Raw genomic sequence first — 19432 nt, 5'->3', positions numbered from 1 at the left:
ATCAGACACCTGCCTTATTTATCCATGCATTGATTGATTGCCACATGAGTGCTCCATCCTCGCCGCCAAGAAGTTTTTCGCTCGCTCTTTCAGGGTGTGGCATAAGTCCGAGGATATTTCCTTTTTTATTTATAATTCCTGCAATATTGTTCAGAGCTCCATTAGGTGTGTGCTCTTCTGAAACTTCCCCGTTGACCGAAGCGTAACGAAATACAACTTGATTATTTCTTTCCAATTCGTTGAGTTCATTTTCGGGAAGATAGAAAAGGCCTTCATGGTGAGCTATGGGAAATTGAACGATCTGACCTTTCGTATAATTGAGAGTAAAGGGTAAATCGTTGCGTTCTACCCGTAAATAGCATGGCTTACAAATGAAGCGAAGAGTTTTGTTGGGGAGCAATGCACCTGGTAAGAGGCCAGTTTCTGTAAGAATTTGGAAACCATTACATATTCCTAAAACAAGGCCTCCCTCTTCAGCATATTTGTGTACGGCGTCCATGATTGGAGAAAGGGAAGCTATAGCGCCAGTACGAAGATAATCACCGTAAGAGAATCCTCCAGGTAAAACGACAAGATCAGTGCCAGAAGGCAGCTCTTTCTCTCCGTGCCACAAGGTTTCTACTGTGGCTCCCACAACATGTCTGAGGGCATATACGACATCCTGGTCGCAGTTGCTTCCAGGAAAGACAATAACTTGTGCTTTCACGGCCCTAAGCCTCCACTGCGATGATGGAAAAGTCTTCTATAAGTGAATTGACAAGAAGATCATCGCACATGTTCTCTACTTGCTTTCGGGCGTCTTCTGCAGTGTCGCTATTGATAGAGAGTTGAATATATCTACCTACACGAACGCTTTTTAAAGCTGTATAGCCTAAAGATGTAAGAGAGCTGGCTACCGCCTTGCCCTGGGTATCGAGTACGCCTTCTTTGGGATAAATGAGAAGTTTTACAAGAAATGACATTTATTTGCCCTCCTTTTCTGATACGCGACGCCAGATTTCTCTGTATGCGCCAAGAACATCTCCGAGATCTTTGCGGAATCTATCTTTATCAAGCTTTTGCATAGTTGTCTTATCCCAGAACCGGCATGTATCAGGGGACATCTCATCAGCAAGAATAATTTGCCCCTCTGTATCAACACCAAATTCCAATTTGAAATCGACGAGGATAATATTTAAAGAGTCAAAATATGCGCTCATTAGTTTGTTTACTTTTAAACTTGTTTCTTTCATAAAAACAATCTGTTCTCTTGTAGCCCATCCGAAGAGTTCTGCGTGATCTTCAAGAATAAGTGGGTCTCCCAGTTCATCGTTCTTATAATAAAACTCTACAAGAGGATGCGGAAGGTGGATGTTTTCTTCAACGCCGAGGCGTTTGCATAAAGTTCCAGTCGTTATATTTCGAACGACAACTTCTACGGGAAGGATGCTAACTTTTTTGACGATCTGATGTGTATCGTCAACTTTTTCAACAAAATGATTAGGAATCCCGTTATTTTTCATGTAGGTGAAAAGAGATGAGCTAATAGCGTTATTGAGTGAACCTTTACCTTCGATAGAATCTTTTTTTTGAGCATTAAATGCTGTAAGGTCATTTTTGTATTCCACAAGAATGAGATTTGGATCATTGGTACTGTACATTTTTTTGGCCTTGCCTTCGTACAAGAGCTCTCTTTTTTCCATAAGAGGCACCTCCAGAAAGGTTATGTTGCTTACATTATCATTCCTTCTCTTGTAAATGTCAATGATAATAGGGTCGTTTTGAACACAATAAATAAAAAGTTTTTCCCTTACATTATGGATTATTGCTCTTTATAAAGGGAATATGTTTGAAGCTTCTTTTCAGGTATAATTTCTCAGTACGATATAGGTGATGTGATATACTTCTGTCCCTTGGACAGAGAAGAAAGTAAGCCTTCGAAAAAGAAGAAGCGGAGGGAATAGTTTAAATATGGATCTTTCAAGAATTCGCAATTTTTGTATTATTGCTCATATCGATCATGGGAAATCAACGCTGGCTGATCGTCTTATTGAATCTACGGGTACTGTAGAAATAAGAAAGATGAAGGCACAGCTTCTTGATTCTCTTGATTTAGAACGAGAACGAGGAATTACCATTAAGCTTGTTCCGGTACGAATGCAATACAAAAGTAAGGATGGCAACAATTATATTTTAAATCTCATTGATACTCCAGGACACGTGGACTTTACTTACGAAGTGTCTCGATCTATAGCATCATGTGAAGGAGCGTTACTTGTTGTTGATGCTTCTCAGGGCGTTGAGGCACAAACAGTTGCAAATGCCTACATGGCTGTTGATCATGGACTCGAGATTATTCCTGTCGTTAATAAGATTGATCTTCCATCGGCTCATCCTGAAGCGGTGCAAAAAGAGATAGAGGAGATTGTTGGAATCGATGCTACTGATGCGATTCTGGCAAGTGCTAAAGAAGGTACGGGAATTGAAGAAATTCTTGAAAGAATAATAGAGCAGGTGCCACCTCCTGAAGGCGATCCCAATGCATCATTGCAGGCTCTTATTTTTGATTCTGTCTACAATAATTATCGAGGTGTCATTTGCTACGTTCGAGTTGTCAATGGCACAATCAAGGCGGGACAGACTGTTCGTTTTATGGTAACGGGCTCTTCCTATCAAATAGAAGAAGTAGGAGTTTTTAGACCATTATTCGAACCTGTAGAGAGTCTTTCGGCTGGAGAAGTGGGATATGTCATCGCAAATATAAAGACAGTTGCAGAAGCCCATGTGGGAGATACTATTACTGATGATGAAAGACCTGCTGCTAAGGCTTTGGCCGGGTATAAAAAAGTAAAACCAGTTGTGTTCTGCGGTTTTTATCCAATAGAAAGAGACGATTATCCTCAACTTCGCGATGCTCTTGAAAAATTAACATTGAACGATTCATCCATAACTTTCGAACCAGAGTCGTCTGAAGCCCTCGGATTCGGTTTCAGGTGTGGTTTCTTGGGGCTTTTACATATGGATGTGGCTAAAGAACGATTACGTCGTGAATTTGGAGTTGAGCTTGTCGCTACGGCGCCTAACGTAATATATGAAGTAACGACAAAAGGGAAGACTGTTATAGAAGCTCATCGGCCTTCTGACTTCCCTGATATTTCTGATATAGAAGAAGTCAGAGAACCTATTATTCGCTTGACAATGTTCCTTCCATCTGAATTTGTAGGTAAGGTTATGCAGCTTTGTCAGGATAAGCGCGGGACATTTGTGTCGATGGATTATCTTTCCCCCGAACGTGTTCGACTTGTATATGATTTGCCTCTGGCAGAATTCATTCTTGATTTCCACGATAAACTGAAATCTCAAACGCGAGGTTTTGCTTCTCTTGATTATGAATATCGTGAATTAAAAGCAGCGGATCTTGTGCGAGTGGATGTTCTTATTAGTGGTGAGGCTGCTGATGCTTTTTCCTTTATTTGTCATAAAGATGCGGCTTTCCATAGAGGACAAGCTGTTGTAAGAAAGTTGAAGGAGCTTATCCCGAGACAGCTTTTCGAAGTTCCCATACAGGCTTCAGTGGGCCGACGTATTATTGTACGGCAGAATGTAAAAGCTCTTCGTAAAGATGTTTTGGCAAAATGTTATGGTGGAGATATTTCTCGAAAGAGAAAGTTGCTAGAGAAACAGAAGGAAGGCAAAAAGAGAATGAAGCAGTTGGGAAAAGTTTCAATTCCACAAGAAGCCTTCCTCGCATTTCTTAAAGTTGACGAGGATGATGAACAATAGAACCATTATTTATCTATCTTCATGTTCCTTTTTGTTTTCAAAAATGCCCCTATTGTGCTTTTTATAGTATGCGAGGCACAAAAAATGACATTGATGCCTACCTAACAGCTTTGGAAAAAGAATTATTATGGTGGAAAGTGTATCTGGGCGACAAACCCAGGGCACTTTCCATATATATAGGTGGAGGAACTCCTACTTGCCTTTCTGTTGAGCAATGGCAGAGGCTTATTGATCTTTTACAGAGATATGTTAGAGTCAATAACGATGTAGAAATTTCTGTGGAAGCTAATCCTGATTCCCTCACAGAGGAACATATGAAACTTTGGAAGGGATGGGGTGTCAAAAGGGTCAGTTTAGGCGTTCAAAGTCTATGTGATGAAGAGCTTTTGTGGTTGAAGCGAACTCATACAGCTAAAAGAGCTTTGTGGGCTATTGATCGACTTTTACATTTCGGATTCCACGTAAGTGGAGACCTTATGTTTGGTCTTGCAGGCCAGTCTTTAAGAAAGTGGCATACCTCTCTTTCCAACCTGGTTCATTCCGGAGTAACACATATCTCCATATATCAACTTTCAATAGAAGAAGGATCTGTTTGGGGGAAAAATCCTCCATCTGGAGTGCAGAATGGATATGTTCACTATAGATGGGCCCAATGGTATTTGGAAAAAAGTGGATTTTCCCAGTATGAAATAGCAAGCTTCTCTCGACCGGGATATGAATGTCGACATAATCAGGCATATTGGTTTGAGAAAAACGTGTTGCCTCTCGGCCCTTCTGCGTGGGGATATATAGATGGTACCCGCTTTTGGAATGTCAAAACCCTAGCAGAATACCTAAAAAGGGCCTCTATGAATATTTCTCCCGTAGAGGGCAAAGAACGCTTGGCTCTCGAAAAAAGCGGAAGAGAATCAGCTGTTCTCGCATTGCGAACTTCACGAGGAATACATATTCCTTCTTTTAAAGAACGTTACGGAGAAGATCTTATTAACTCTATTCTTTTTGAATTCGAAAATGTTCCGGAAGATTGTTTGTGTTGGAAGGGAGATTTTTTGAGCCTTTCTCGAAAAGGTATGCGTGTGGCCAATTCCATATGGTCACTTATTATCTAATAAAGAAAGGAAGAGGATATTGTATTGGTTATTGAAAATTACCGACGTTGACGAAGATCTTTTTCAACATCTCTTGTTTTTGATCCCCAAATTTTACGCAGAAAAAAGCAGACCACCTTTTGGATACGAGTTGAAGGTGAAAGAAGATTTTATGAGATTTATAGACCACATGGCAGATGTTTCAAGTGCCGTATCCTATTGTCTGAAACATATGGTGAGAGTTTATGCTGCTGATAATAAAGATGAGTTGATGGTTCTTTTAGTGGGCTCAGATGCAGAAAATATTGGGGCTTGGATTGAAAAAGATGAGCTTATGCAGAATGCTTCTGTAACAATAGGGGGTTTTTCCACTGTTCCTGAGGCTGATTGGACAATAATGGGCATTGCCTTCCCCGGATGGCTGGTTGTTTTTGATGATACAGCGGAAGTTGCCTGTAGGGATGATACAGATAAGGATTTTGACATTGTATATATTCCTCAGATAGAGAAATTTGAAGAACTCTTTGAGGATATGACTCCTGATAAAAATGCGGAAGAGGCTGCGTCTATCCTATTGGATATGACGTTTCACTCTCTCCCGCTACGTTTGTAATTTGTAAACGAAATAAAGTTACATTGAAATAACTTTTGAGGCTTTTAATAGGGTGTCGGTGATTTCAAACATATTTGAAATTGTTCCGACACCAATTTTTTCTGTAATTCCGAAATGATTAGAGCATGTTCCGCATACGAGAATTGTTGTTCCTTTTGACGCTATATCCTGAAGGTGTTCGCATGTTGGGGTTCCTTTAAGAGCCAGTTTTACGCCTTCGTTCATAAGCGCTATATATGCCGGAGGAACATCAAGCTGGGCCAACGTTCCTAAAAAGCCTTTAATTAAAACTTCCCCTAGCTCTTTGTCATCTCCACCCATTACATTATGTGAAATAAAAATGGCATTTTTTTCTTCGGGGCAGGGTTTTGCCTGAGCTGATGCAGCTTTTTCCTGAGAATCTTGGGAAAGGTTGCCTGTTAGCTGTGCTTCTACTATAAGATCGCCGTTATCATCACGAAGTGATACTGAAAATCCCTGTTTTGATAGAAAACGTTGTACGTTAGACGCAGCTACAGGGTTATCAAGAAAGACTGTAACATCTTTTGCTCCGTTATCAACAGCTTTTTTTGTCATCATAACAGGTTGGGGGCATGCTTTGCCACGGGCATCAATTTTTGTTGTCATTGTTTGTTTCCTCCTTTATAGCGTGTACAATGGTTTTAACATCAAAGATATGATACTCTAACTTTAGGAATAACAGTTATGAATGTATCTCATTCTCTTGATTTTTTCCAGTTATTTCTAAGAACATAGAATAAACTTCAAGTTATCAGGAAGGTAGGGAATAGTGGTGGAATCTGATAAAAACAAAATATTAAAAAATCTACCCGCCATGGATGTTTTGCTTAATCAAAAATGGGTTTCCCCCTATGAAAAAGAGCTCGGAAGAGACATGATCAAGAAGGTTTTTACCTCTTTGTTGGCGGAGACGAGAAAGGCAGTTCTTCAGAACGAACATGTAGAGACATCTATTGAGGGTCTGAACCAGAAAGCCCTTTCAATCTTTAAAAGACGAGTTGCTCATAGCTTGCAGTCTGTAGTTAATGCAACAGGAGTGACTGTTCACACGAATCTTGGACGTTCTTGTCTTCCTTCGGAAGCGGTGGAAGCCGTATGTAATGTGGCAGCGCACTATAATACTCTCGAATTTAACCTGGAGGAAGGAAAAAGAGGGCAACGAAATTCTCATGTGGAGTGGCTTCTTTGTGAAGTGACAGGTGCGGAAGCCGCCATTGTTGTTAATAATAATGCTGGAGCGGTTCTACTCTGTCTTGCCGCTTTGGCCCGTGATAAAGAAGTTATCGTTTCCCGTGGAGAGCTTGTGGAGATTGGTGGTTCCTTTAGAATTCCTGATATTATGACTTTTTCGGGTGCGCGGCTGGTGGAGGTTGGAGCTACGAACAGAACTCATCTCAAAGACTTTGTTCAAGCTTTTTCAGAAGAAACGGCTATGGTGTTAAAAGTACATCCATCCAATTTTAAAATAGAGGGATTTAGTTCTACTGTTCCCCGAGAGGATTTAAGCCGTTTGGCAAAGGATAAAAACGTTATCTTCATGGAAGATTTGGGAAGTGGAGTGCTTATTGATCTCTCTCCGTGGGGACTTTATGGTGAGCCCACAGTTAGGGATTGTATTGCGTCAGGCGTTGATATCGTTACTTTCTCGGGAGATAAAATGCTGGGAGGCCCTCAGATTGGAGCAGTGGTTGGGAAAAAAGAGCTGATAGATAAATTAAGAACGTATCCTCTTCTGCGAGCAATGCGCGTTGATAAGATGACTTTGGCAGCTTTTGAATCTGTTCTGAGAATGTATTTGCAGGGAAGGTGGCAAGAAATACCCACTCTTAATATGCTGACTGCTTCTTTGAAAGACCTAAAGAAAAAGGCACAACGACTTCGTCGGAAAATAAAAAGGGCTTTTCCTGATCTTGATGTTTCGGTTGTTGAGGTCAATGATGCTGTAGGCGGAGGAGCCTTCCCCGTAACGGAGTTAAAAGGGTACGGTGTAGCTCTTAGAAACACGAACAGGGGAAGCGCTGGAACCCTCCAAGCCCTTCTCAGAGAGGCACCAGAGCCAATAGTTGCAGGTGCAGGTGAAGATACCCTTCTTTTCCATGTTCGAACGCTTTTAGATGGAGATATGGAGCGAATACTCAGCGGACTAGCATGGATGTTGGAGGTGAAAGAGTAGTGAATGAACAGGAAATATCCCTTGTTTTGGGTACGGCTGGTCATATTGACCATGGCAAAACAACACTTGTTCGAGCTCTGACAGGTCTTGATTGCGATAGACTCAACGAAGAGAAAAAACGTGGAATAACCATAGAATTAGGGTTTGCTCCTTTAAAGTTGTCTGATGGTCGGATTGTCAGTATTGTGGACGTTCCGGGGCATGAGAAGTTTATTCGACAAATGGTTGCAGGAGCTTCAGGCGTAGATGCAGTAATGTTGGTTGTTGCAGCTGATGAAGGCGTTATGCCTCAGACTCGAGAACATCTAGCTATCCTCAACCTTCTGGGTGTGAAAGATGGGCTGATTGTCATTACAAAGTCAGATATGGTTGATGATGAACTTTTGGAACTTGCAGTAGCTGATGTAGCTGACTTTGTTCAGGGGACCTTTTTGGAAGGGAAGGCAATTATACCGGTCTCTTCTGTAACGAATAAAAACATACCTCTTCTTATGGAAGAATTAGCGAAGTTGGTTGATAGAGTTAATCCTCGAACTCGTAGCGGTCCCTTTTTTATGCCAATAGACAGAGCTTTTCCTATTTCTGGTTTTGGAACGGTAGTGACTGGTACTGCCTATAGGGGGCAGGTGTCACCAGGAATGGATCTTTCTATTTTGCCCGCCGATCAGGAAGTTCGCGTTCGGAGTGTACAGGTGCATAGTCATGGTGTTGAGGTGGCCTGGGCCGGTCAACGTGTTGCTATGAGTCTTTCTGGCGTATCCTTAGACGATCTGACGCGAGGAGACGTCGTGTGTGCTAAGGATATTTACAAAAAGACAAAATGCTGTGACGTAGAGTTGAGGCTTCTTCAATCTTCTCCCGAGCCCCTGAAACACTGGCAACGAGTTCGACTTCACATTGGAACAGCAGATGTTATTGCTCGAGTTTCCCTGTTTGATAAGACTACTCTTTTACCAGGGGAATCGACAGTTGCGCAACTTGTACTGGAAGAGGATATTGTTGCTTCTATTGATCAGCGTTTTGTGATTCGGTTTTACAGTCCCCTTGTTACAATTGGAGGGGGAAGAATATTGTTTGCCTATGGAAGAAAACCGAAGGGGAAAGGTGCAAAAAACAGTTACAAGCATCGTCTTGAAAGTTTGATGAGCGCCAATGATTTACAAGAGAGAATCAATATCCTTGTTAAATCTCATGGCTCCATTTCACGTGGAGACATAATATTCGACCTGCAGGAGTTGCCAGAAGATATTATAGTAATGGCCCAAAAATTGGAAGAAGAAGGGGAAATGGTGATACTCTCAGCTTCGACTGATTATTATATGTCCCCAGAAACTTTTAAAGAATATCACGATGCAGTAGAACAATTTTTGACCAACTTCCACAGCGAACGCCCCCATCAGGCGGGGTGTATTATAGATGATATCTTAACAGGTCCTTTAAAGCTGCTTGAGAGAAAACTTGCACGAACATTGCTTGATACGATAAGTCAAAGAAATCTTATTGTCATTGACGGTAATTTTGTACGGTTATCAGATTTTACTCCACAGGATGATACTCTTTTCTTTAAACGTCTTGAGGAATTCCACGCATATTGCGAAGAACTTGGATTTCAACTTCCGCTTATCGAAGAAGTGCAACAAAAGATGGCTATGAGTGAAAAAGATTTTTCGCTCTTCTTAAAAGATCTTCGTGAACGTGGAGAATCCTTTATTGTTGGCAGCAAGTATATTTTGTCAAAAAAAGTTGAGGAAAGACTTCTCTTTATCTTGAAAGATATTAAAGACAACATAACAATTGCTACTGTTCGCGATGTTACTGGAAGTAGTAGAAAATTTGTTTTGCCCCTTCTTGAGTATATGGATGCCAGGGGATATACCCGAAGGGTCGGGGAGAAAAGAGTTTTACTCTTACACAAATTGGAAGCAAAAAGTTAAAAATAAGGTAACAATTTCGCGAGGTTTTAGCCACATTGTTTGTGTTTTATGTATTTTTGTGTTATAATTCATAAAACTTAACAGTAGGAGTGACCCTTTATGGCTGGAAACCTTGCTTCGATTCGTGAGCAAGTGGCATTGTACAAGGGATTGCGCGTGAAATACCGGACATCAAAAGGACGCCGAAAAATTGAAGAAAAACAGGGTGTCGTACTAGAAACATATCCGAACCTCTTTACGCTTTATGTTGAATCTCAAGATAGTAAAGTATCGTTCAGTTATGTGGAACTTCTTACAAAAGAAGTTGAATTGGAGCCGATGTCTGGAGACAATACATAATAAGCCTTGTATGTAACCTTAAGCCCCTGGCGCTGTAATGCGCCGGGGTATTTTTTTTGTCTAGGGAGGAGCATTGATGCGATATTCTGTCTCTTCTGATGGAAAAATAAATTTGACTTTGCGTCTAACCCGAAAATTAGAGAACGGATATCATTCCTTGGTTTCTCTTTTTGGGCGGTTACCGGCAATCGAGACATTGACAATTTCCACTAGTAAAGAAGATAATGTCAGGGAATTAGAGCTACGAAGCAATATGAAGATCAATGGAGAAAATTCTGTAGAAAAGACAATGCGCTTTTTAAGAAATGATGGTTGGCTTCTTCCTCATCTTAATATTTATCTATCAAAGCGTATTCCTCCAGGAACTGGCCTGGGGGCGGGAAGTGGAAATGCAGCTTCTTTTGCTCGTTGGGCTCGCTTTTTTGAGGGAAAGCCTGTTTCTCCACATATTTTAGAAAAAGTTGGGGCTGATGTTCCTTTTCTTTACAGTGATTCTTCTCTAGCTCTTGTGCAAGGAGTAGGTGAGAAGTATACATATAAAGCATCCTTTCCACCCTTTAAGATACTTGTTGCCATACCAGAATGGAGGGTGTCTACTCCTTGGGCTTATGCGGAAGTAGATAAATTTTATAAAATAGCTGAGGGAGGAAATTTCCCTCTCGACGAAGAAAAGAGTCTTGACGAAGCAGAAAAGTATTATGAAGCTTTGTCACGGGGCGAAAATGTAGGGCTTTTACCCAATGATTTTTACCCATGGTTGTTTGGAATGCATTCTGAATACGAGGAATTTTTTAATGCGTGTAAACAAAGTGGCGCTATCGCCTATGGACTGTCGGGGAGTGGAAGTAGTGTCTTTGCTTTATTTAACTCTGAAGATGCGTGCGTAAAACTATCCGACTTTGAAAAAATGCAGTGGATTCAACAAATTCTATTTTGGAGTGATGATCGTTGAAAGGACAGAGAACGGAACGTCTTATCAGGACTGTATGCCGTTTTTTGACAACGCCGTCTCGACAAATTTCCCTTACAGCACTTTCGAACGATTTTGGCGTTTCAAAAACCGTTATTAGTGATGATGTGGTAATGATCGATTCGGCTTTAACCCAGGAAGGTCTGGGGGGAATTCAAGTCGACAGGGGGAGAACCGGAGGAGCTTCTTTTGTTCCGGCAATGTCGCAAGAAGTAAAAGATGAACTTTTTAACGAAATAATATCTCTTCTTTCTCATGAAGATCGAATTTTACCTGGAGGACTAATCTATTACAGTGATATCCTCTTCAATCCATATTATACTTCTCGTCTTGGGCTTGTTATGGCGAGCCTTTTTCAGGCATCTAAACCTGACATAGTGATGACATCTGAGGTAAAGGGAATTCCTCTTGGACTTTTTACAGCCCATGCTCTCGGAGTTCCTCTTGCGGTTTGCCGCTTTAGAAATCGTCCCAGTGACGGTTCTGCTGTTGCTGTTCATTTCCCGACAAAGACAGGGGAAGTGAAGGCTATGTATATGGGAACAAAACAGCTTCAGCGAGGCAGTAGAGTCTTAATAGTAGACGACTTCATGAGAGGTGGCAGTACGGCTGCCGGAATGTTGCTTGTTGCGAAAGAGTTTGGAGCAGATGTTTGCGGCATTGGCGTCTTCCTTGCTGCGTCGGAACCGGAAGTAAAGGCTGTTTCTGACTATGTTGCTTTATTCCATCTAAAAGGGATCGGGAAATCAACCCCTGAAGTTACTTTTTCAAAATAAGCTCAAAATAAGATTGAGAACAAAGTTTGACTCTGAATCTGACCTGATATAAAATCCTGCTTCAGGAGGAGGTGACCGGTCTTCATGCGTGTAAGTCTCGACAAAAACGAGTGCATAGGTTGCGGCGTATGTGCTCAGATTTGCCCAGAGGTATTTTCATTGGACGAGGATGCCGGGGTAGCGAAAGTAATGAAGCCGGAAGGTGCTGAGTGTGTTAGCGATGCAGCTGAAAGCTGTCCTGTAGGCTGTATTACAGTTGAGGAATAGATTCTTCGGTTGAAAAATCCCCCTTTAGTTGTGAAAAAAGATATTTTAGTGATTTAGGGCTTGCAATTAGAGGGGAGTCGGGCGTATAATGATCAGCGTTCTTTTCGGGCCTATAGCTCAAGTGGCTAGAGCCACCGGCTCATAACCGGAAGGTTCCTGGTTCGAGTCCAGGTAGGCCCACCATCGAAGATAAGAGCCGTTTCCCTGCAGGAAGCGGCTTTTTTTGTATGGTGTGAATGGCGTAAGAGATTTTGGGAGGTGAAATAATGAAAGTAGCTGATTTGCTTCGTTATATTGAAACTTTTGCCCCCATGAAAATTGCTGAGCCTTGGGATAATAGTGGCCTTATGGTTGGAGATAGAGATTGGATGGTTTCAAAAATCGGGCTAGCCCTTGATCCTTCTTTAGATTCAGTGGAGAAGGCCATTTCAAGAGATTGCGACTGCCTTGTAGTACACCACCCACTGATTTTTTCTCCGCTGAAAGCAATAGATTTAAGTACGCCGATAGCGCGGATTATCGAAAAAGCCCTTGCTCATAAATTAACCATTATCAGCATGCATACTAATTGGGACAAGGCTGACAGAGGTGTAAATACCCAACTTGCCAAAACCTTTTTGCGTGAGGATTTTTCGGCTCTTATAACCGATGAAAATAAAGTTGGGGTAGGGGCATGGGGATGGTTAAAAACGCCATGTTCTTTAAGAGAATTAATGGTTTTCTTAAAGAAAGAGTGGAATCTTACTTGGATTACAGCATATGGTGATGTTGACAGAGTAATACATAAAGCGGCATTATGCGGCGGTTCTGGTGGCGATTTATGGGAAAATGCTTTGGAAAAGTCAGTAGATGTGTATATTACGGCAGATATGAAATACCATCAGATTTTAGATATTTGTGCTTTGGGAATGGCTCTTTGTGTCGTAGATCATGGAGAAATGGAAAGATATTCTCTTCGCGCGCTTAAAGACATTTTTGAAAAACAAGGTGTTTCTGTGGAAATAGTAAGAGAGAATGGGCCAGATAGGCTGCAAATCGAGTAAAATAAACCAGGATATCAAGGTAAAGTGATATATATAAATTTTTACTAAATAAATAATAGAGGTGGGAAGAACATGGCAAAAAGAGTTTTCAGCGGTATGCGTCCTACGGGAAAACTTCATCTTGGCCATTTGGCTGGAGCGTTGACAAATTGGGTTCGCCTTCAAAATGAATACGAGTGTTTTTATAGTATTGTCGATTGGCATGCCCTAATGTCTGATTATGCTGATAGCAGCAAAATTAGAAATAATTCTAGAGAGGCTCTTTTAGACTGGCTTGCAGCTGGCTTGGATCCTGAAAAGTGTACAATTTTCATGCAATCTCATGTTCCTCAGCATGCAGAGTTGCACTTGGCTTTATCGATGGTGTCCCCTCTTGGATGGCTCCAGCGAAACCCCACATATAAAGAACAGATTCTGAATATCCAAAATAAAGATTTGAGTACCTATGCTTTCTTAGGATATCCTGTTCTTATGGCTGCTGATATTTTATTGTACAAGGCAGAGCTCGTTCCTGTTGGAGAAGACCAAAATGCTCATCTTGAGATAAGCAGAGAGATGGCTCGCCGTTTCAATAATTTCTATGGCGAAATTTTCCCAGAGCCTCAGATGCTTTTGACACCAACCCCTAAAGTGCCCGGCACTGATGGACGTAAGATGAGTAAGTCTTATGGCAACGGTATCGATATTGCAGATACCCTTGAGGAAATGTGGGAGAAAATAAGAACGATGATGACGGATCCAGCTCGACAGAGAAGAAAAGATCCAGGCGATCCGGATAAATGTCCTGTATGGGATATTCATAAGGTATTTAACGAAGATAAAGAACAGCATAAAGAGATTGTTCACGGGTGTAAAACGGCAGGAATCGGATGTATCGAGTGTAAAAAGATGCTTATGGAGCATATTACTCACATAATGGAACCAATACATGAACGTCGCCGTTATTTTGAGGCACATTCAGATAATTTAAGAGATATTCTCTTGAGTGGTGCTGAGCGTGCTAAGGTAGTTGCCCAACAAACCATAGATGAGGTCGTAGAGGCTATTGGTTTTGTGCCAAGAGCTTAAAAGGAAATAGCTCGTGGAAAAGGGTACCTTTCCTCTTCGTGTAGAAATAGAGGGGTTTTCAGGGCCTTTGGATTTACTCTGCTATCTTGTAGAAAGTCGCCAATTTGAAGCGACGCAGATAAAGGTGTCAGACTTAGTACATATTTATGGGGCCTATTTAGCTAATTCTAAAAAAACATCGCTCTATGTTATAGCTGAGTTTCTTTCTTTAGCTGCTGGCCTTGTTCTTGAAAAGATACTTGCACTTTTGCCTGGACAGGTAAAAGTGGATCAAATAGAGTCTGAGGGGCCTATATCCGAAGAAGAATTAATGAATAATCTTTCTCGCTATAGGCCCTATCGTCGGGCTGCCTTTTGGCTTTTAGAAAAAAAAGAAAAACACGATAATTTCTTTAAACGAGAAAGTCCGATTGAGGAAACGCCCACATATGATTTAGGAGATTTATATAGTTTAAGTCATCTTTGGTGGCATATGATCGCATCTTATTCTCCTCAGGAGTCAGCAAAAACTTTAGATGAGAGATCAAATATAAATTGGCGAGGAATTCCCGTTGCTGTGCCAGAGGAATTCCAAATTGATAAAAAAATTAAAGAAATTGAGATGTACTTTGAAAAACGTTCTTTTTTGTTGCTTTCTGATATTGTCAAAAACACTGCTTCCCGATCAGTTGTCGTCGTAACACTATTGGCTCTTTTAGAAATGTCCAGAATAGGACGTGTATCCATTACGCAAAAGGAGATGTTTGGTGATGTTATCGTCTCTAGCAAAGCAGATTGAAGTAATTCTCTTCATAGCGACATCCCCTGTCTCAGAAAGTGAGTTGTCTGATCATTTAGGCGTCTCCCTTAAGGATATACGTTCTACATTGAATGAACTGGCAAACCATTATTTAGAAGAGCATGGTCTGGTCTTGTGTAAAGTTGCTGAAGGCTGGGAGATATATACTGATCCAGAATTTTCAGATGTAGTTTCAGCTTTTAGGGAAACATCTTTGAGGCAAAAGGTGCGGTTGAGCAGGGCTGCAGTAGAAAGTCTTGCAGTGATAGCATATAACCAGCCTGTAACGAGGTCGGAAATAGAAGAGATACGAGGAGTACGTTGCGAGCGAGTTCTTGATACACTTCTTTCATACGGACTTATTCGTATTGCGGGGCGTAGAAAAGGAACGGGTTCGCCTCTTTTGTACAGGACTACACCTGTTTTTCTTGAACATTTTGGTCTTGAATCTATATCGGATTTACCAACACTCGAAGAAGTTGAAGAGTTTGTTGCAGAGGAGTGTAAAAAATAAATAAATGGGAATAAGACTGAATAAGTATCTTGCCTCATGCGGCCTTGCTTCACGTAGAAAAGCGGAAGAGCTTATCTCTTCTGGCCGCGTTGCTATTAATGGAAACATTGTACGGGTTTTTTCGACAGTTGTAGAAGATGAAGATACAGTAACTCTTGATGGAGAAGCTATTTCCCCGGATAAAAAAATATATGTTGTTATGAATAAACCTATAGGTGTAGTTTGCGCTGTCGAAGACCGTTTTGATACAACAGTCGTCGATATCCTTCCTACTCAGTATTCGAAACTGAGACTTTTCCCTGTCGGTCGCCTCGATAAAGAGAGCGAAGGATTACTTGTCTTGACCAATGATGGTGATTTCGCACATTTTCTTATGCATCCTTCTTCGAATATTGCGAAACTTTACGAAGTCTTATTGAATAAAGAAATAACAGAAGAAAAGATAGAATCCTGGTTGAAGGGGGTTGAAATAGAAGGAGGGCTCGTTCGTCCTTTAGCAGTGTGCCCTCTTCGAAGATCTCCTTATGGAAGATGGGTCTCTGTTACTATTTCGGAAGGATTGAAAAGAGAAATTCGTCTTATGGCTGAGCAACTTGGATTCAGGGTGAGGATGCTTATTCGTCGAAGAATTGGTAGAATGGAATTGCGAAATCTTAAAAAAGGACAAACTATCGAAATTTCGCGGAGTGAGCTTTTAGAAAAGATACAGCAGGGCGGAGTAGTGTAGGTTCTTTCAATAAGGATATGGGGGGCATGCCATGAACACGATGGACGATCGGTCCAGGGAATTGATCAAGTCGCGCATTATTAATCGCGTAAAGGAAATTAAATCGTTCCCTCAGTTTGTTATCGAAACCCTTAGGTTGTTGAATGACCCTGAAAGTAGTGCTAAAGACGTTGCTCGAAGCCTGGCGCGTGATGAAGGATTAGTTATTCGAACTCTTCGACTTGCTAATTCTGCTGCATATGGGGTATCCCGTGAAATCAGCAGTGTTGCAGAGGCAATAGCTCTCTTAGGGTATAAAAATATTAGTAATATTGTTTTGGCTGCAACCGTTTATTCTTTCATGGATAAACCTTTAAGCGGATATGCTTTAGATCGGGGAGAACTATGGAGACACTCTTTAACAGTTGCTTATGCTTCACGATATATAGCGCAACGAACAGGGAAAGTTTCTTTGGAAGAAGCATATGTTGCAGGTTTGCTTCATGATATCGGAAAAGTTGTTTTAAATGACTATGTACGATTTGGCTACAGTATAATTATTAAACTTGTAGAAGAAGAAAAAGTACCCTTTCTTGATGCTGAAACGCAGGTTTTAGGTTTTGATCATGCTCTTGTTGGTGCGTTGCTTGTGGAAAAATGGGAGCTCCCAGAACAATATCAATACGTTGCCGCTTTTCACCACACACCAGACCGTCTTCCAGAGGAAGGGGAAAAATTTCAGCCTCTTGTCGATACGGTTCATCTAGCCAATGCATTATGTCTTATGCTGGGGGTTGGCATAGGTGCTGAGGGGCTACAGAACCCTCTCTATCCAGAAGTGTTTGAACGCCTTGGCATTTCAGATTATGAACTATTATTATCAGAGATAGTGGATTTTGTCTCAGTAGCAACACAGGAATTGGAAGAGATGGGAGATTTATAATAAATGGCGATGAAAAATCTTGTTGTAGCTATTGATGGACCTGCGGGTGCAGGCAAAAGCTCTGTCGCTAAAAAGGTAGCTGAACAGCTTGGGCTAGACTATCTTGATACAGGTGCAATTTACAGAGCTTTGGCTTTTTATTTAAACACAATGGGGTTTGAAGCGAAGGAAGAACCAGCTCTTATGGAGGTTCTTTCTAAAATAAAAGTTTCTCTCAGTGATGGATGTGTCTATATTAATGGGGCAGATGTCACAGAACATATACGCTCCCCTTGGGTTGATAGTATTGTCTCTGCTTACGCTGCACTTCCAACGGTGCGGCGCTGTTTGCTTTCTATTCAGAGAGAACAAGCTGAAGAAAGTGGATTAGTAGCTGATGGCAGAGATATGGGAACAGTTGTGTTTCCTGAAGCGGCAGTTAAAATCTTCCTTACGGCGACGGATGAGGTTCGAGCGAAAAGGCGTCATTTGCAGTTAATTGACAGGGGAGAGCATGTTTCTTTTGAAGAAGTTTTGCGACAGATCAGAACTCGTGATCAATTTGATTCAACACGAAAGGTTGCTCCCCTTCGCAAAGCTGAAGATTCTATTGTAGTGGATACTTCTTCTATGACTGAAAATGAAGTGGTTGCTTATCTTATAAAAATAGTAAAAGAACATAATAAACAGGTGGCTCTATGAAACGATTATTTTATGCAGTAGTGAAAAATTTTTGTTTGGTCTTTTTTAAACTTTATAATCGTCTTTCTGTTCGATGGATTGCGCCGATGCCTAAAGAAGATCCCGTTATTGTTGTTGCTAATCATTGTAGTAACCTTGACCCAGTTCTTGTAGGATCTGTTTTTCCAAGGCGTTTAAGATATCTTGCAAAGGCAGAGCTTTTTTCTTCGTGGATAATGAGAGTTCTCATTCGAACATTAGGAGCTATTCCAGTAAATAAACAGGATCAACAGAGCGCGGGAATGGCTTTAAAAGCGTTTTTAGAGCTATTAGAGAACGGGGAGAATGTTCTTCTTTTCCCAGAAGGTGCTCGTTCTTTAGATGGGAAGCTTCAATCTTTGCAAGGGGGAGTGGCTCTTATTGCTTTAAAAAGTGGCGCGCCAGTTGTCCCTGCATATATTAAAGGGAGTTTTGAATCAATGCCGCCGGGGGCAAAATTTATACGAGCGACATCGATTACTGTTCTTTTTGGCGAAACTATATATCCCAAAGAGATAAGTGAGGGCGAATCTCCAAAAGAAAGTCGGAAGAAGTTTTTAGATAAGATATCTGAGGCGTTGAGCGACCTTGAAAAGAGTGTTTGATCTTAGAAAAGAACATCGTCATCAGCGTGCAGTTATTGCTGCATTAGATATGCCTGTACAAGCCTATGATACACGAGTTCTTTTAGACGAGCTCACAATGCTTTTGAAAAGTCTCAATATTGAAGTTGTTGGAGAAATTATTCAAAAACGAGATAAACCAGATCCTGCTTATATGTTAGGCAAAGGGAAAATTGCAGAAAGCGCTTTTTTTTGCAAAGAGGTACGGGCCGATATCTTTGTATGTAATGAGCAACTTACCCCAGGCCAACGTGTCAATATGCAGAAAATTTTAGGCATTGAAATTTGGGACAGGCCTTTCGTTATTATGAAAATTTTTGAGCGGAGAGCTAGAACTACAGAAGCACGTCTACAGGTAGAACTAGCCATGTGTCAATATGAAATTCCTCATTTAAAAGGGTTAGGACGACAAATGTCTCGGTTAGGAGCAGGGATAGGAACTCGCGGACCTGGAGAAACCGAGTTTGAACGGCATCGACGGAAACTAGAAAGACGCGTTCGAGATATTAATGATAAGCTTCTGCAAGTACGTAAGCGGAGAACTTTTCAACGTTATCGACGTGAAAAAGCTGGAATACCGACAGTCGCTTTAGCCGGATACACGAACAGTGGAAAGTCGACTCTTTTACAGCAGTTAAGCGAAGGCCGAGATCTTTATATAGCAGATCAGCTCTTTTCTACATTAGATACTTTTGTTCGAAAAGTTAAGCTCCCTGCAGGACATAATGTGCTTGTGTCTGATACAGTAGGGTTTATACGAGACCTTCCTCCAACGCTTATTGCGGCTTTCCGAACAACTCTAGAAGAAATATCTTTGGCATCGCTCATTCTTCTTGTTCTTGATGGAAGTATGCCTGATGTTTTGGAGACATTGGAAGTTGTTGAGGATACTCTTTTTGACATAGATGCGTCTACTATTCCTCGCATTGTAGTATTGAATAAAATAGATAAGCTTGATTCGACCCTCATACCTTTTCTTCAGACACGTTTGGAACTTCAAAGTGAAGCTCCTGTGAAAGTGATTAGTGCTCTTACAGGAGAAGGTATTGAAGATCTCTTGCAAGAAGTCGAATCTCAGCTTTTTAATAAAACAATTACGTAGCCCATAAAAGACG

Annotated in this window: 22 protein-coding genes and 1 tRNA gene; 19 read left to right on the top strand and 4 right to left on the bottom strand. The window is 41.2% G+C overall.

What is annotated here, in order from left to right; all coding sequences use genetic code 11:
• Position 1 precedes the first annotated feature (1 nt).
• From purQ to purC, 3 genes are read right to left on the bottom strand one after another with little or no spacing between them, the layout of a single operon-like run.
• Positions 2-706, bottom strand: coding sequence for a phosphoribosylformylglycinamidine synthase subunit PurQ (gene purQ / locus ACZ5GY_RS05530; RefSeq protein WP_464112081.1), 705 nt, complete (start codon positions 704-706; stop codon positions 2-4).
• Between the two features lie 4 nt (positions 707-710).
• Positions 711-962: a phosphoribosylformylglycinamidine synthase subunit PurS gene (gene purS / locus ACZ5GY_RS05525; protein ID WP_213690548.1), complete on the bottom strand. Its 252-nt coding sequence runs from the start codon at positions 960-962 to the stop codon at positions 711-713.
• Entirely contained in the window at positions 963-1682 is a 720-nt protein-coding gene (gene purC, locus ACZ5GY_RS05520) for a phosphoribosylaminoimidazolesuccinocarboxamide synthase (protein WP_213690547.1), read from the bottom strand.
• Between the two features lie 268 nt (positions 1683-1950).
• On the opposite strand from purC, the gene lepA reads away from it, so the two are divergent.
• From lepA to ACZ5GY_RS05505, 3 genes are read left to right on the top strand one after another with little or no spacing between them, the layout of a single operon-like run.
• Entirely contained in the window at positions 1951-3762 is a 1812-nt protein-coding gene (lepA, locus tag ACZ5GY_RS05515) for a translation elongation factor 4 (protein ID WP_464112080.1), read from the top strand.
• Positions 3759-4871 carry a radical SAM family heme chaperone HemW gene (gene hemW, locus ACZ5GY_RS05510; protein WP_464112110.1) on the top strand — a complete coding sequence of 371 codons (1113 nt, stop codon included), beginning with the start codon at positions 3759-3761 and terminating at the stop codon, positions 4869-4871. Before lepA ends, hemW begins: the two co-directional genes overlap by 4 nt.
• A 19-nt stretch (positions 4872-4890) precedes the next feature.
• A complete protein-coding gene (locus tag ACZ5GY_RS05505; RefSeq protein ID WP_464112079.1) occupies positions 4891-5463 on the top strand; it encodes a hypothetical protein in 573 nt (190 codons plus the stop codon).
• A gap of 18 nt (positions 5464-5481) precedes the next feature.
• On the opposite strand, the gene yedF is transcribed toward ACZ5GY_RS05505, so the two are convergent.
• Complete coding sequence (gene yedF / locus ACZ5GY_RS05500) at positions 5482-6090, bottom strand: sulfurtransferase-like selenium metabolism protein YedF (RefSeq protein WP_464112078.1); 609 nt, start codon at positions 6088-6090, stop codon at positions 5482-5484.
• A 163-nt stretch (positions 6091-6253) separates the two neighbouring features.
• Between yedF and selA the strand changes: the two genes are divergently transcribed.
• From selA to hflX, 16 genes are all read left to right on the top strand, one after another.
• Positions 6254-7657 carry an L-seryl-tRNA(Sec) selenium transferase gene (gene selA / locus ACZ5GY_RS05495; RefSeq protein ID WP_464112077.1) on the top strand — a complete coding sequence of 468 codons (1404 nt, stop codon included), beginning with the start codon at positions 6254-6256 and terminating at the stop codon, positions 7655-7657.
• A complete protein-coding gene (selB, locus tag ACZ5GY_RS05490; RefSeq protein ID WP_464112076.1) occupies positions 7657-9591 on the top strand; it encodes a selenocysteine-specific translation elongation factor in 1935 nt (644 codons plus the stop codon). The genes selA and selB overlap by 1 nt, the downstream gene beginning before the upstream one ends.
• 99 nt (positions 9592-9690) lie before the next feature.
• Complete coding sequence (locus ACZ5GY_RS05485; RefSeq protein ID WP_213690520.1) at positions 9691-9930, top strand: Veg family protein; 240 nt, start codon at positions 9691-9693, stop codon at positions 9928-9930.
• Between the two features lie 76 nt (positions 9931-10006).
• On the top strand, positions 10007-10882 hold the full coding sequence (locus ACZ5GY_RS05480; RefSeq protein ID WP_213695739.1) for a 4-(cytidine 5'-diphospho)-2-C-methyl-D-erythritol kinase: 876 nt from the start codon (positions 10007-10009) through the stop codon (positions 10880-10882).
• The gene (locus tag ACZ5GY_RS05475; RefSeq protein ID WP_213690522.1) at positions 10879-11676 is read left to right on the top strand and encodes a phosphoribosyltransferase family protein; all 798 of its coding nucleotides are present in this window, start codon (positions 10879-10881) and stop codon (positions 11674-11676) included. The genes ACZ5GY_RS05480 and ACZ5GY_RS05475 overlap by 4 nt, the downstream gene beginning before the upstream one ends.
• Positions 11677-11760: 84 nt before the next feature.
• Positions 11761-11943, top strand: coding sequence for a ferredoxin (locus tag ACZ5GY_RS05470; RefSeq protein WP_213690523.1), 183 nt, complete (start codon positions 11761-11763; stop codon positions 11941-11943).
• A 106-nt stretch (positions 11944-12049) separates the two neighbouring features.
• A tRNA-Ile gene (locus tag ACZ5GY_RS05465) sits at positions 12050-12126 on the top strand.
• Positions 12127-12209: 83 nt separating this feature from the next.
• Positions 12210-12986, top strand: a complete 777-nt coding sequence (locus tag ACZ5GY_RS05460) for a Nif3-like dinuclear metal center hexameric protein (protein ID WP_213690524.1) — start codon at positions 12210-12212, stop codon at positions 12984-12986.
• A gap of 72 nt (positions 12987-13058) precedes the next feature.
• Positions 13059-14054 (top strand): tryptophan--tRNA ligase, encoded by a 996-nt coding sequence (trpS, locus tag ACZ5GY_RS05455; protein WP_213695737.1) that lies wholly within the window; start codon positions 13059-13061, stop codon positions 14052-14054.
• Positions 14055-14067: 13 nt separating this feature from the next.
• Complete coding sequence (locus tag ACZ5GY_RS05450) at positions 14068-14832, top strand: segregation and condensation protein A (protein WP_213690526.1); 765 nt, start codon at positions 14068-14070, stop codon at positions 14830-14832.
• Positions 14804-15346, top strand: coding sequence for an SMC-Scp complex subunit ScpB (gene scpB / locus ACZ5GY_RS05445; protein ID WP_213690527.1), 543 nt, complete (start codon positions 14804-14806; stop codon positions 15344-15346). The genes ACZ5GY_RS05450 and scpB overlap by 29 nt, the downstream gene beginning before the upstream one ends.
• Positions 15347-15350: 4 nt before the next feature.
• Positions 15351-16073 carry a pseudouridine synthase gene (locus ACZ5GY_RS05440; protein ID WP_213690528.1) on the top strand — a complete coding sequence of 241 codons (723 nt, stop codon included), beginning with the start codon at positions 15351-15353 and terminating at the stop codon, positions 16071-16073.
• Between the two features lie 31 nt (positions 16074-16104).
• Positions 16105-16995 carry an HDOD domain-containing protein gene (locus ACZ5GY_RS05435; protein ID WP_213690529.1) on the top strand — a complete coding sequence of 297 codons (891 nt, stop codon included), beginning with the start codon at positions 16105-16107 and terminating at the stop codon, positions 16993-16995.
• A 9-nt stretch (positions 16996-17004) separates the two neighbouring features.
• On the top strand, positions 17005-17676 hold the full coding sequence (cmk, locus tag ACZ5GY_RS05430; RefSeq protein ID WP_464112075.1) for a (d)CMP kinase: 672 nt from the start codon (positions 17005-17007) through the stop codon (positions 17674-17676).
• A complete protein-coding gene (locus ACZ5GY_RS05425; protein WP_213695734.1) occupies positions 17673-18299 on the top strand; it encodes a lysophospholipid acyltransferase family protein in 627 nt (208 codons plus the stop codon). The genes cmk and ACZ5GY_RS05425 overlap by 4 nt, the downstream gene beginning before the upstream one ends.
• Positions 18292-19419, top strand: a complete 1128-nt coding sequence (hflX, locus tag ACZ5GY_RS05420) for a GTPase HflX (protein WP_464112074.1) — start codon at positions 18292-18294, stop codon at positions 19417-19419. Before ACZ5GY_RS05425 ends, hflX begins: the two co-directional genes overlap by 8 nt.
• Positions 19420-19432: the final 13 nt, after the last annotated feature.

This window comes from Aminobacterium thunnarium, from assembly GCF_055390565.1.
The sequence above is the reverse complement of the archived record's forward strand: the minus strand, read 5'-3'. Positions and strand labels throughout refer to the sequence as shown.